Raw genomic sequence first — 12,804 nt, forward strand, 5'->3', positions numbered from 1 at the left:
TCGAGCTGAGGTGCCTGTGATGGTGTGGAAGGTGATCGGCGCGCTGCTGCTGCTGTGGCTGGCGATCTCGGTGGCGGGGTTCGTGATCAAGGGCCTGTTCTGGCTGGCGGTGATCGGCGGCGTGCTGTTCGTCGCGACCGCGGCGCTCGGCTGGGCCCGGGAGCGCAAGCAGCTCCACCGCTGACCAGCCGCAAAGCCCTGCCCTGACAGCCAAGGCCCCCACCCCGGTCACTCGGCGAAGGGTGCCCGGAGGACGTGGTGGGCCCGGAGGGTTTCCCGGGCCGCCTGCGCGCCTCGCCAGAGTTCGGCGTGCAGTCCGGCTCGGCGAGCTCCGTCGACGTTCTCCTGACGGTCGTCGAAGAACAGGCACTCCTGCGGCGCCGCGTCGATGGTGTCCAACAGCGCCAGCCAGATACCGACGTCCGGTTTCGCCAGCCGCAGGTCGCCGGAGAACACCAGGTGCTTGAACAGCCGCGTCCAGCTCTGCTGCTCCACCACCCTGGCGAACGACGGCGGCGCGTTCGACAGCACCGCCATGGTCACGCCCTCGCGGTGCAGGTCCTCCAGCAGCCGCAGCGTCGCCGGGTCGGTCTCCAACCAGCCCGCGATGTCCGCTCTGGTCAGCTCGTCCGCCACCGCCGCGTCGACCTCGGTGCCCAGCCGCGCGCCCACTGCCCGCCAGTACTGCAGGTCGGTACACCCTTGATCGTAGGCGCGGCGTTCGGCGAAGTACGCGGTCTCGAACGCCTCTGCGGCAACACCCAGCCGCGCCGCGAGCGAGGGCAGCGCGGCGGTGGGGCGGCTGATCACCTTGCCGTAGTCGAACACGACCTAACGCACCACGGGCGCCCTCCTGCGGTCAGATGCGGGCTTCGCCGATGCGGCGCAGCGTCTCCTCGATGTCGGCCCTGGACACGTCGCGGTGCGTCACGAAGCGGATCTGGCCGCTCATCGCGACGGCCCGCACCCCGACCGCGGACAAGCGTTGCAGGGTCACTCCCACGTCCGGCACCGCCGCGAGCACGATGTTGGTCTGCGGCGGGGTGACCTCCCAGCCGTGCTCGGCCAGCCCCGCGGCGAGCAGCCGGGCGTTCGCGTGGTCCTCGGCGAGCGCATCGATGCGGTCCAGCGCGACGAGGCCCGCCGCGGCCAGCACCCCGCCCTGGCGGACGCCGCCACCGATCATCCGGCGCACCCGCCGCGCTTCGCGGATGAAGTCCGCGCCACCTGCGATGACGGAACCGACCGGGGCGCCGAGGCCCTTGCTGAGGCAGGTCTGCACGCTGTCGACGCCGACGGTCAGCGCGGCGGGCGGCAACCCGAGGGCGACCGAGGCGTTCCAGATCCGGGCCCCGTCGAGATGGATCCGCAGGCCGCTGTCGCGGGCGGCTGCCGCGAGCTGCGCGTGCTCGTGCGGCGGGGTCACCGCGCCTCCCGCGCCGTTGTGCGTGTTCTCCAGACACAGCAGCGTCGTGCGCAGCGTGTCGTAGCCGGTGCTGCCGTCGCACTGCGCGCGCACCGTGGCGGCCTTGGGGCGCCCCGGTCCGGCGTCCCAGTCCAGCGGTTGCGGCATGCCCCCGGCCAACCAGGCCGCGGAACCGAACTCGTAGGCGAGCACATGCGCCCCGCGGGGTGCCAGGAACCGGTCGCCGCGCTGAAGATGCAGCATCAGCGAGATCAGGTTGCCCATCGAGCCGCTGGGCACCCACAGCGCGGCGGCCGTGCCGAGCAGGTGCGCGACGCGTTCTTCCAGCGCGCGCATCGTCGGGTCGTGGTCCAGCACGTCGTCGCCGACTTCGGCGGCCGCCATGGCCGCCAACATGTGCTCATCGGGACGCGTGACCGTGTCGGAGCGCAGGTCGATCGGTGCCGTGTTGGTCACAAACGGATCACATCACACGGATACGGGGGTGGGGCAATGGGCCTCGCCGACGCTCGTGCGGCGGCTGCGGTATCAATCACAGGTGGATTCCGGCGCCTCGGGCGTGCAACGGTGGGGCCCGGGAGTCCCGTCCCACACGTGCAGGCTGATGAGCGAGCGGAGAGTTCCGCGTGGACCAGCGCGAGGAGCAGGAGTTCGCGGAGTACTTCGCGGCTCGGCGGGAGGCGGTGCGTCGGATGGCGTACATGATGTGCGGTGACTGGCACCGCGCGGACGATCTCGCCCAGACCGCGTTCATCTCGCTGCACCGGCACTGGCGCAAGGTCCGCGACAAGGGCGCTCTCGACGCGTACGTGCGCCGGACGCTGACCAGGGCGGTGATCGACGAGTCCCGGCGGCCGTGGCGGCGCGAGCGGCCGGCCGAGGTGCTGCCCGACCGGCCGTCCGCCTCGCCCGACGTGGACAACTCGGTCGCGACCAAGCAGACGCTGCTGGAGGGGCTGCAGAAGGTGCCGCCGAAGCAGCGCGCGGTGCTGGTGCTGCGCTTCCTGGAGGGGCTGGACGTCGCGGGCGTGGCGGCGGTCATGAAGTGCAGCGAGGGCACCGTCAAGAGCCAGTGCGCCCGGGGGCTGACCGCGCTGCGGGAGGCGCTGGGCGACGAACTAGGGGACCTGCGGTCGGCGTGAGGAGGTGCGGCTAGGTGGACGAGCGCAGGCTCGAAGAGCTCTTCCGCGACTCGGTGCGGTCCGTCCCTCCGGCGACGTTCGACGAGCAGGACGTCATCCGGGCGTCGCGGCGGATCACGGCCCGGCGGCGGATGGCCGCGGCAGGCGGGACCGTTGTGGCGGCGGCGGTGCTGATGGGCGGGGTCGGCGTGGGGACCGGCCTGTTCGCGCCGTCGAGCAGCAACCTGGCGAGCACGGGACAGTCGGAGCGGCAGCAGCCCGCGTCGGCGGATTCGCGCACCGAGGGCCCCGGCATCATGGTCGAGCGCTCGGGGCAGTGCGGGCCGGACGCGCAGATCGCGGCCGCCGTGCAGGCGCAGCTGCCGGAGGCGGCGGGGGTCGCGCCGGTGGCGGCGAGCCGGTGCCCGGTGGGGGCCCGGGCGGTGTCGTTCGTGCTGCGCGACGGGGCTGCGGCGGGCAGCGTCACGGTGTACGTGAGCCCGGTGGGCACGGTGCCGCCGGACCAGGCCGAGCCGGGTGACGGGACGCGGCAGGACGGCACCGAGCAGTCGGTGCGCAAGGCACGCAGCGGCAAGCTGGTCGTGGTGCTCAGCGACCCGGACCCGGGTTCGCCCGCGGCGCCGTATGGTTCGCGGATCGCGGCGATCGCCGGAGGCGTGGCCGACCAGTTCTGACCGCCGCGCGGTATCTCCCCTGGCACCCGAATTCAGGCAAAGTTGGGAATCTGTCCCAGGGCGCCCCATGAAGCGGCACCTGTATTATTGGTACGGTCGTGCCATTCGGTGGGAAGGACGGGTGGTCATGGCCTGGATCGTGCTGATGCTCTCCGGAGTGCTCGAGGCGGGATGGGCGATCTCGCTGAAGCTCTCGCACGGTTTCACCAGGCTGGTGCCCACGGTGTCGTTCCTGGTGATGGCCGTGCTGAGCTTCGCGGGGCTGGCGTACGCGATGCGGGTACTGCCCGCCGGGCCGGCCTACGCGGTGTGGACCGGCATCGGCGTCGCGCTGACGGCGATCATCGGCATGGTCTGGCTCGGCGACGGCTTCTCCGTGCTCAGGACGGTCTCGATCGTCCTGATCATCGCGGGCGTCATCGGCCTCAACCTCGCCGGCGTGGGTCACTGAAGGAGCGCCGTATGAGCCGGGCCCCGAGCGCGTGTGCCCCGGCCGTGCTCCAGGACGAATAGGATCGACCGACATGACAGCGGCCAGTACCCCCAAGGGCGAAAGACGTCGGCAGGCGCTGGTGGTGGCCGCCGCGCAGCTGCTCTCCGAAGGCGGCTTCGAGGCGGTGCGGCACCGGGCCGTGGCCGAACGCGCCGGGTTGCCGCTGGCGTCCACCACCTACTACTTCTCGTCGCTGGACGACCTGGTCAGCGCCGCGGTCGAGTACGAGTCGCGGCAGGAACTGGCCGCCGGCCGGGCCCGGCTGGACGAACTGGCCGACCAACCCCGCAGCACCGACGCGGTCATCGAGCTGATGCTCGACCTGCTGTTGGGCGTCGACTCCCGCGACGGCGGCGCGGAGTCCGTGCTGCTGCGCTACGAGCGGCTGGTCGGCTCACCGCGCCGCCCGTACCTGGCACCGCTGATGCGCGAGCTCGGCGCGGAACTGCACGACCTGCTCGCGGAGATCTTCGCCCGCAGCGGCATGGAGGTCAGCCGTGACCGGCTGCTGGAGCTGATCGCGCTGGTCGACGGCGCGGTGGTGAACGCGTTGATCGAGAGCGACCCCGACCCGCGCGCGGCGGCCCGCCGCATGCTGCGCTCTCAGCTGGGCTGAGCGACCCGGTACAGCCGCGCGTAGGGGCCGTCGGCGGCGAGCAGCTCGCGGTGGTTGCCCAGCTCGATGATGCGGCCCTCCGACATCACGGCCACCTGGTCGGCGTTGCGGGCGGTGTGCAGCCGGTGCGCGATGGCGATCACCGTGCGGCCGTCCAGCAGCGTCGACAGTGCCCGCTCCAGGTCCCGCGACGTGGTGTTGTCCAGCAGCGACGTGGCCTCGTCCAGCACCACCGTGTGCGGGTCGGCCAGCAGCACCCGGGCCAGCGCGAGCTGCTGGGCGCGGGCCGCCGGGACCGGGCTGCCCCCGGCCCCGAGCAGCGTGTCCAGGCCGTCGGGCAGGGTCTGCACCCACTCCAGCAGGCCGACGGCCTTCAGCGCACCGGTCAGGTCCTCGTCGTCGAACTCGCCGCCCGGCAGGCTGAGGTTGTCCCGCAGCGTCGCGGCGAACACGTGCTGCTCCTGCGTCAGCAGCACCACCTCGCGGCGCAGCTGCTCGGGGGGTAGGTCGGTGATCTCGGTGCCGCCGAAGGACACCGACCCCGAGTCCGGCCGGCTGGTCCCGGCGATCAACCGGCCCAGCGTGGACTTGCCGGCACCGGACGGCCCGACGATGACCAGCCGCTGTCCGGCCGGGACGGTCAGGTCGATGCCGTGCAGCACCTCCCGGCCCGCGCGGTAGGAGAACCGCACGTCCCGGATGAGCAGATCGCGGGTCTTCTCGCCGGTGGGCCGCGGGGCCGAACCGGTTTCCGCGGCGGGCAGTTCCCACACCCCGAGCACCCGCTGCAACGCCGTGTACCCGGTCTGCAGCTCCTCCAGCCACGCGAACAGCTCGTCGAACGGGTTGGCCATCGCCTGCGCGTAGAGTACGACCGTGATGATCGTGCCGAGGTCCGCGGCCCCGGACTGGTAGGCCCACCCGCCGATCAGCAGGATCGCGCCGATCGGCAGCACGTACGACAGCTCCAGGCACGGAAGCCACATGCTGAGCAGGAACCGGTGCCGCTGCTCGGCGGACACCGCCCGGCCGAGAGCCTCCTCGTTGCGCGCGATGCGCCGCCGCTCCAGCCGCAGCGCCGCCACGGTCCGGGCGCCCTCGACCGACTCGTGCATGCTCGACTGCACGTCGGACCAGCCCGCCATCAGGCGGCGGATGACCGGATTCGACCGCGGGTAGTACCAGCGGGTGCTCACCACCATCAGCGGTACCGCGACCAGCATCCCGCAGGCCAGCAGCGGTGAGGTCAGCACCATCGCGGTGCCGGTCAGCAGCACCGCGAGCACGGCCGTGGTGATCTCCGGGACCGCGTTGCGGACCGTGTAGTCGAGCCGGTCGACGTCCGTGGTGGCGCGGCTGAGCAGGTCGCCGGTCCCGGCGGCCTCGACGGTACCCAGCGGCAGCCGCAGCGCGTGCGCGACCACGCCTTCGCGGGACTCCGCCAGCAGGTGTTCGCCGAGCAGCGTCGCGCGCATCCGCGCGGCCTGGGTGAGCAGGGCCTGCACCACCAGCACGGCCAGCAACGCCCCGGCCAGCAGGTCGACGTGCCCGGTGGACGTGCCGGCGAGGACCGCGTCGACCAGCGCGCCGAGCAGTTGCGGCCCGGTCAGTCCGACGACCGTGGCCAGCACGAAGAGCACCACCATCGCCCCGAAGCGGCGGCGGTACATCAGCAGGGTCCGCCACATCCAGCGGCGCACGGCGGTCGCCCCGGCCAGCGGCAGTTCCGCGGTCACGTCCGCACCTCCAGCACCCGATCCGCCACGGCTGTCCACAGTGGACTCTGGCTGATCACCACGGTGGTGCGGCCGCGGCGGAACTCCCGCACACGTTCGGCGATCCGCGCCTCGGTGTGCGCGTCGACGGCCGAGGTCGGCTCGTCCAGCACCAGCACGTCCGCGTCGGAGCACAGGGCGCGGGCCAGCATCAACCGCTGCCGCTGCCCACCGGACAGCGAACGCGCGCGCTCGTTGAGCACCGCGTCAGCAGGCAACGCGGCGAGCACGTCGTGCGCGTCCGCCGCGTGCAGGGCCGCTTCGAGATTCACACCGGACCCCAGGTCGAGCTCGCCGCGCACCGGGCCGGAGAACAGCAGGTCCTGGTTGTGCGCCAGCACGATCCGGCGGCGCCGTTCGTCCGGCTCGACCTCGCCCAGCGCGACACCACCGGCGCGTACGTCCGAACCGTCGTGCCCGGCGAGCCGTTCGGCCAGCGCCTCCGCGTGCTCGCCGGCGTCGATCACGGTGAGCTGCCCGGCCGGGATGCGCAGGTCACGGGACTCGTCGTGCAGCTCCAGCGGTCCAGGCGGGAGCGGTTTCGGGTCCGGCGGCGGGCCCGGTTCCGGGCGCACCTGCAGCAGCGTGGTGACGCGTTTGGCCGCGACCAGCGCCGACGAGAACGCGTAGGCGGCCTCGGTCGCGGTGCGCACCGGGATCACCAGGAACGCGGAGACACCGTAGAACGCGACCAGTTCGCCGACGCTGATCGTGCCGTTGAGCGCCAACCGCGCGCCCAGCCACGTCACCGCCACCGTGACCAGCCCCGGCAGCAGGACCTCGGCCGCGCCCAACCACGCCTCGATCCGCCCGGAGGCCACGCCGGCCGCCCGCACCTGCTGGGTCGTCTCGGTGAACCTGTCGCGGAACCGCGCCTCCCCGCCGATGCCGCGCAGGATCCGCAGCCTCGACACGATGTCCGCGGCCTGCGCGCTGAGCTTGCCGAGCCGTTCGCGCCGCGTCTCCGCACGGCGCCGCAACGGCTCCACCAGCGGGCCGATGCCGACCGTCGCCAACGGCACCCCGACCAGCACCACCACGCCCAGCAGCGGCGAGATCCACAGCACCACCACCGCGGCCACGACGAACGACAGCAACGAGCCGGTGGCCCGGCCGATCACCTCGAAGAGCGAACCGATGCGGTGGATGTCGGACGCGCCCACCGCGACCACCTCGCCCGCGCGCACCTTGCGCGGCAGCGTTGCGCCCAGGTGCACGACGTGGCCGAGGACCATTCGCTGCGCAGTTGTGCTGCCGTGCAGCCACAGCGTGTGCGCGGACCAGTTCAGCACCCCGGCGGCGACCATCTGCAGGACACCGAGGCCGAGCACGGCCAGCACCCAGCGCAGCAGCTCACCGGTGTCGCGGTGACCGATCCCGGCGTCCACGGCGCGCCCGACAACGAGGGACATCAACGCCGTCGGCAGCATCCACAGGGCACCGGACAACGTCGACGCGACGAGCAGTCCCGGCCGCTGCCGCAACAGGTTCCACAGGAAACGGGTCGAGGTCGCCATGGCACGGCCGACGGTAGAGCAGCCCGCACCGGACCAGCGACTGAATTTCCGCGCTCAGAAGTCCCAGGCGGTTTCCGCGAAGTCCGCGTCCGCGACCAGTCGCGCGCACTCCTCGCACCGGTCGGTGACGGCTTTCGACCGCGGCATCCGGCCGTTCGGCGTCGCCTGCGGGATCTTCAGCGGCTGCTCGCACAGCGCCGAAATCACCTGCCCGGCGTATACCGCGCCGGGGCGGATCGTGGTGGCATGCCGACGGTCCATGCCCGAGCCGACGATCCAGAAAACGTTCTGCCGCTCGTCGTCGAACACGCCGGTGACCACCCACTTTCTCCGCTCCCCAGGGCCTGCTGCTGCCCACTCTAGGAGAGGCCCACCAACCGGACGGGGCGGGACCCGCGTCGTCCGCACCCACGACACCGGGCAGCAGCACGCTCCGAAGTGGACGGACGCGGCCACCGGCGCCAGCAGCTCGCGCGTCCCGGTGGTGCTCCTGGGCAACACGGGAGCGGGCCAGCTTCGCCCAGCGGACTCCCCGGCGCGGACCGAGGGCCGCCGAAGCATGTGACCGGGGGCGCGGTGGGTCGGGTGGGACGTCGGAGATCGTCCGCGGCGCAAGTATCCTGCCTGTTCGTGACGGTCAAGCCCAGCATCCCGAACGTTCTCGCCGCCCGCTACGCCTCCCCCGAGCTGGTCGAGCTGTGGTCCCCGCAGCACAAGATCGTGCTGGAGCGGAAGCTGTGGCTCGCGGTGCTGCGCGCCCAGGCCGACCTCGGTATCGAGGTGCCCGAGCAGGCGCTGGCCGACTACGAGCGGGTGCTGGAGCAGGTCGACCTCGACTCCATCGCCGCCCGCGAGCGGGTCACCCGGCACGACGTCAAGGCCCGCATCGAGGAGTTCAACGCCCTCGCCGGGCACGAGCAGGTGCACAAGGGCATGACCTCCCGGGACCTCACCGAGAACGTCGAGCAGCTGCAGGTCCGCCGCAGCCTCGAACTGGTCCGGGACCGGGTGGTCGCCGTGCTGGCGCGCCTGGGCGGGCTCGCGGCCGAGCACGCGGAACTGGTCATGGCCGGCCGCTCGCACAACGTCGCGGCGCAGGCCACCACCCTCGGCAAGCGGTTCGCCACCGCGGCCGACGAGCTGCTCGTGGCCTTCCACCGGCTCGAGGAACTGCTGGCCCGCTACCCGCTGCGCGGCATCAAGGGCCCGGTCGGCACCGCCCAGGACATGCTCGACCTGCTCGGCGGGGACGCCGCGAAGCTGGCCAAACTGGAGCGCCGGGTCGCCGGGCACCTCGGCTTCGGTCAGATCCTCACCAGCGTCGGGCAGGTCTACCCGCGCTCCCTGGACTTCGAGGTGCTGACCACCCTGGCGCAGCTGGCCGCCGCGCCGTCGAACGTGGCCACCACGATCCGGCTGATGGCCGGGCACGAGCTGGTCACCGAGGGGTTCAAACCCGGGCAGGTCGGGTCCAGTGCCATGCCGCACAAGATGAACACCCGTTCCTGCGAGCGCGTCAACGGTCTCGCCGTGGTGCTGCGCGGCTACGTCTCGATGGCCGGCGAACTGGCCGGTGACCAGTGGAACGAGGGTGACGTGTCGTGCTCGGTGGTGCGCCGGGTGGCGCTGCCGGACGCGTTCTTCGCGTTCGACGGGCTGCTGGAGACGTTCCTGACGGTGCTCGACGAGTTCGGCGCGTTCCCCGCCGTGGTCGCCCGCGAGCTCGACCGCTACCTGCCGTTCCTGGCCACCACCAAGGTGCTGATGGCCGCGGTGCGCGCGGGCGTGGGGCGCGAGACCGCGCACGAGGCGATCAAGGAGAACGCGGTGTCGGTGGCGCTGGCCATGCGCGAGCAGGGCGCGGAGCGCAACGACCTGCTCGACCGCCTCGCCGCCGACGAGCGCCTGCCGCTGGACCGCGACCAGCTGGCGGCCCTGCTGGCGGACCGGCTGGCCTTCACCGGCGCGGCCGCGGCCCAGGTCGGCGAGGTGGTCAACCGGATCGAGGAGGTCGTGGCCCGCTACCCGGAGGCGGCGAAGTACCGCCCCGGCGCCATCCTCTGACACCGGGCGGAGCCGCGGCGAGCCAGCGGGGGCAACAGTCACCTCCAGTGGGCGTTCACCTCCAGTGGGCGTTGAAGAAGTCGAGTTCGCAGCGGGTGGCCTGCTGGAACAGGCGCAGGCAGCGGGCCCGCTCGCGTTCGTCGAGGTCCGCGCCCACCCGGTCCAGCTCGCCGCACAGCCAGCGCACCCAGCCCTGGAACTCCGAGTTGTTGTGCAGGGTGATCCACTCGGCGTGCACGAAGTTCTCCGGCAGCGTCGACGGCGCGCGCATCGCCCACTCCAGGTAGCTCCACTCCGCCACCACCAGCACCGTGAGCACCTCGGCGTAGCTGCCGCGCGCGTTGACGTCGTACATCAGGTCCCGGAACGCCACCGTCGCCCCGTCCAGCTCCGGCTTCACCCGGTCCGCCTCGCCCACCCCGAGCGCGTCGAACGCCCGCTGGAAGTAGGTGTTCTCCTCGCTGGTCACCACCGCGATGCTGCCCGCGATCGTCAACCGTGAGGTGTAGCGGTCGGCCTTGGCCAGCGCCGAACCCAGCAGTGCCAGGAAGTCGTCCACGAACTGGTAGTCCTGCACCAGGTAGGAGCGCATCGACTCGGTCGGCACCAGCCCGTCGAACAGCGCCTGGGTGAACGGGTGCCGGACGACGGCCGTCCAGTCCGGTTCGCTGCGCTGGCGAAGCCAGTCGGTGAATGTTTCGGTCACGTGCGTCCTCCCTGTGCTCCTGGTGGCCCACCCGGTTCATACCACCGGACGGCCCGGCTGCAGGTCGGCCAGTCCGGATGGGGGAGAATCCGGCCCGTGGTTGCACTCGCCGATTACCCCCAGATCGCGGCCGGCAAGGTTCGCCAGCTGCACGCCGTCGACGACGAACACCTGCTGCTGGTCGCCTCCGATCGCATCTCGGCGTACGACCACGTGCTGGACACCCCGATCCCGGACAAGGGCCGGGTGCTGACCGCGATGAGCGTGTTCTGGTTCGAGTTGCTCGCCGACGCGGTGCCGAACCACCTGGTCGCCGCGGACGACCCGCGGATTCCCGGCGAGGTGCGCGGCCGGGCGTTGCTGGTGCGGCGCCTGGAGATGCTCCCGGTGGAGTGCGTGGCGCGCGGCTACCTCACCGGTTCGGGCCTGGCCGACTACCAGCGCACCGGCGCGGTGTGCGGGGTGCGGCTGCCCGCCGGGCTGGTGGAGGCGTCGCAGCTGCCGGAGCCGATCTTCACGCCGGCGACCAAGGCCGCGATCGGCGACCACGACGAGAACGTCAGCTTCGAGGCGGTGGCCGCGCAACTGGGGCCGGACCGCGCGGAGCAGCTGCGGGACGTCACGCTGGAGGTGTACCGGCGGGCGGCGGAGCACGCGCGCAGCCGGGGTGTGATCCTGGCGGACACCAAGTTCGAGTTCGGCTTGGCCGCGGACGGCGAGCTGGTGCTCGGCGACGAGGTGCTCACCCCGGACTCCTCGCGCTACTGGCCCGCGGACGGGTACCAGCCGGGCCGGGTGCAGCCGTCCTTCGACAAGCAGTTCGTGCGCAACTGGCTGACCTCGCCCGCGTCGGGTTGGGACCGGGCGTCGGACACCCCGCCGCCACCGCTGCCGGACGACGTCGTGGCCGCGACCCGCGACCGCTACATCGAGGCATACGAGCGCATCACCGGCCGCTCCTTCGCGGACTGGCCGTCGCCCACCGCCTGACCGCGACGTAACAGCCCCGCGTGACGACGCCATCCGAGGCGGACGCATGTCGCAGAGAAACCCCGAGTTCGCCGGTCCGCGTTCCTCCGCAGCGCATGAACATCCCCTCATTCGGGGTTCAGGGCGGTCTCACGCACGGCGCTGATGCTGGTTCGTGCCGGGGCGGAGGACCCCGGCTCGAGCCAGGAGGAACGGACCATGTGGATGGGCAGGACGAAGCGGATCGTGCTGGCGGCTGCGCTGGCGGTGGTGGGCCTGGGCGGCACCGGCGTGGCGGTGGCCGCCACGTCGGGGGAGGTTCCGGTAGCGCCGACCACCCAGCCGGCACCGCCACCCCAGCAGTGGTGCGTGGACGACGACCTGTTCGACGACGACGCGGACGACCGCTTCGACGATGACTGGTTCGACGACCGGTTCGATGACTGCGACGACGCGGACGACCGCTTCGACTCCGACGACCGGTTCGACGCCGACGACCACCGCGACGACGTGGACGACGATGACGACTGACCGGTCACACGCCGGTCTGCCGCCCCCTGGTGAGGACCTCCACCGCGGTGTTCTCGGGGGCGAGCTGCTCGAACATCCGGTAGTGCATCTGCGGCATCGCCAGCACCGCCTCGTGGATCGGCACCGCGGCCCGCGGCTGCACGGCGCGGAGGAAGTCGACCGCCTCGGACAGCTTCAGCCAGGGCGCGCCGGTGGGGAGACCGAGCACGTCGATGCGCTGCTCGGGAACGAAGAACGAGTCGCCGGGGTGGTAGAAGGCGCCGTGGTCGACGATGTAGCCGATGTTGTCGAGCACCGGGATGTCCGGGTGGATCACCGCGTGCGAGCCGCCGACCACGGTGACCGCCGCGCCGCCGAGTTCCAGTGCGTCGCCGGGGCGGGCCGTGGTGGCGGCCAGGCCCTTCCCGGCGACCTGCGCGGCGGAACCCGGGTCGACGACCAGCCGGGCGTCCGGGTTGGCGGCGAGCAGCGTGGGGAGCCGGTCCAGGTCCAGGTGGTCGACGTGCTGGTGGGTGATCAGCACGGCGTCGAGGTCGCGGAGGTCTTCGAAGTCCGCGGCGAAGGAACCCGGATCGATCAGCAGGCGCGCCGATCCCGTTTCGAGTAGCACGCACGCATGTCCGAAGTGGGTGATCTGCACGGTTGTCCTCCTCGGAAGTCGTCGTACCCCTCGCATATCACGCCGGGCGCGTTCGCACCGGCGGTGAACGGGTCCCGCTGCGGGCGAACTGTCGCCGGACGCGTCAAGGGCACCTTCAACCTGTCTGAACTGGTCCCCGGTGGTTGGACTGTGGAATTCAGTTCCGATCATCGGGGAGCGGTGGTTTGGCTGGGCGTAGTTCGTTGACCGCGGAGCAGCGTGCGGCGGCGATAGAGTTGTTTGATGATGGT

Annotated in this window: 15 protein-coding genes; 8 read left to right on the forward strand and 7 right to left on the reverse strand. The window is 71.9% G+C overall.

Annotation, left to right across the window (positions count from 1 at the left end):
• Positions 1-19 precede the first annotated feature (19 nt).
• Entirely contained in the window at positions 20-184 is a 165-nt protein-coding gene (locus IEY17_RS20890) for a hypothetical protein (protein WP_188990339.1), read from the forward strand.
• 44 nt (positions 185-228) lie between these two features.
• Here the strand turns inward: IEY17_RS20890 and IEY17_RS20895 are convergent, their stop codons facing one another.
• Both IEY17_RS20895 and IEY17_RS20900 read right to left on the reverse strand, forming a co-directional pair.
• Positions 229-828, reverse strand: coding sequence for an HAD family hydrolase (locus IEY17_RS20895; protein WP_188990341.1), 600 nt, complete (start codon positions 826-828; stop codon positions 229-231).
• A gap of 31 nt (positions 829-859) precedes the next feature.
• Positions 860-1,882, reverse strand: a complete 1,023-nt coding sequence (locus IEY17_RS20900) for a threonine aldolase family protein (protein WP_188990343.1) — start codon at positions 1,880-1,882, stop codon at positions 860-862.
• A 170-nt stretch (positions 1,883-2,052) separates the two neighbouring features.
• On the opposite strand from IEY17_RS20900, the gene IEY17_RS20905 reads away from it, so the two are divergent.
• From IEY17_RS20905 to IEY17_RS20920, 4 genes are all read left to right on the forward strand, one after another.
• Positions 2,053-2,568, forward strand: a complete 516-nt coding sequence (locus IEY17_RS20905; RefSeq protein WP_188990345.1) for a SigE family RNA polymerase sigma factor — start codon at positions 2,053-2,055, stop codon at positions 2,566-2,568.
• Positions 2,569-2,582: 14 nt separating this feature from the next.
• Positions 2,583-3,242 (forward strand): hypothetical protein, encoded by a 660-nt coding sequence (locus IEY17_RS20910; protein ID WP_188990347.1) that lies wholly within the window; start codon positions 2,583-2,585, stop codon positions 3,240-3,242.
• A gap of 127 nt (positions 3,243-3,369) precedes the next feature.
• Entirely contained in the window at positions 3,370-3,693 is a 324-nt protein-coding gene (locus IEY17_RS20915; protein WP_188990349.1) for a DMT family transporter, read from the forward strand.
• A 73-nt stretch (positions 3,694-3,766) separates the two neighbouring features.
• On the forward strand, positions 3,767-4,351 hold the full coding sequence (locus tag IEY17_RS20920) for a TetR/AcrR family transcriptional regulator (protein ID WP_188990351.1): 585 nt from the start codon (positions 3,767-3,769) through the stop codon (positions 4,349-4,351).
• On the opposite strand, the gene IEY17_RS20925 is transcribed toward IEY17_RS20920, so the two are convergent.
• From IEY17_RS20925 to IEY17_RS20935, 3 genes are read right to left on the reverse strand one after another with little or no spacing between them, the layout of a single operon-like run.
• Entirely contained in the window at positions 4,339-6,039 is a 1,701-nt protein-coding gene (locus tag IEY17_RS20925) for an ABC transporter ATP-binding protein (RefSeq protein ID WP_188990395.1), read from the reverse strand. The two genes, IEY17_RS20920 and IEY17_RS20925, sit on opposite strands and share 13 nt — an antisense overlap.
• A 44-nt stretch (positions 6,040-6,083) precedes the next feature.
• Positions 6,084-7,643, reverse strand: a complete 1,560-nt coding sequence (locus IEY17_RS20930; protein WP_188990353.1) for an ABC transporter transmembrane domain-containing protein — start codon at positions 7,641-7,643, stop codon at positions 6,084-6,086.
• Positions 7,644-7,697: 54 nt separating this feature from the next.
• The gene (locus IEY17_RS20935) at positions 7,698-7,964 is read right to left on the reverse strand and encodes a hypothetical protein (RefSeq protein WP_229680374.1); all 267 of its coding nucleotides are present in this window, start codon (positions 7,962-7,964) and stop codon (positions 7,698-7,700) included.
• Positions 7,965-8,273: 309 nt separating this feature from the next.
• Between IEY17_RS20935 and purB the strand changes: the two genes are divergently transcribed.
• Entirely contained in the window at positions 8,274-9,707 is a 1,434-nt protein-coding gene (gene purB / locus IEY17_RS20940) for an adenylosuccinate lyase (protein WP_188990355.1), read from the forward strand.
• A gap of 55 nt (positions 9,708-9,762) precedes the next feature.
• Here purB and IEY17_RS20945 read toward each other — a convergent pair whose 3' ends face one another.
• Positions 9,763-10,413 (reverse strand): TenA family protein, encoded by a 651-nt coding sequence (locus IEY17_RS20945; RefSeq protein ID WP_188990357.1) that lies wholly within the window; start codon positions 10,411-10,413, stop codon positions 9,763-9,765.
• Between the two features lie 96 nt (positions 10,414-10,509).
• Between IEY17_RS20945 and IEY17_RS20950 the strand changes: the two genes are divergently transcribed.
• On the forward strand, positions 10,510-11,403 hold the full coding sequence (locus IEY17_RS20950) for a phosphoribosylaminoimidazolesuccinocarboxamide synthase (protein WP_188990359.1): 894 nt from the start codon (positions 10,510-10,512) through the stop codon (positions 11,401-11,403).
• 204 nt (positions 11,404-11,607) lie between these two features.
• The gene (locus tag IEY17_RS20955) at positions 11,608-11,913 is read left to right on the forward strand and encodes a hypothetical protein (RefSeq protein ID WP_188990361.1); all 306 of its coding nucleotides are present in this window, start codon (positions 11,608-11,610) and stop codon (positions 11,911-11,913) included.
• 4 nt (positions 11,914-11,917) lie between these two features.
• Here IEY17_RS20955 and IEY17_RS20960 read toward each other — a convergent pair whose 3' ends face one another.
• The gene (locus IEY17_RS20960) at positions 11,918-12,553 is read right to left on the reverse strand and encodes an MBL fold metallo-hydrolase (protein ID WP_188990363.1); all 636 of its coding nucleotides are present in this window, start codon (positions 12,551-12,553) and stop codon (positions 11,918-11,920) included.
• Positions 12,554-12,804: the final 251 nt, after the last annotated feature.

The organism is Saccharopolyspora thermophila (assembly GCF_014646075.1).
Classification (GTDB): Bacteria; Actinomycetota; Actinomycetes; order Mycobacteriales; family Pseudonocardiaceae; genus Saccharopolyspora; species Saccharopolyspora thermophila.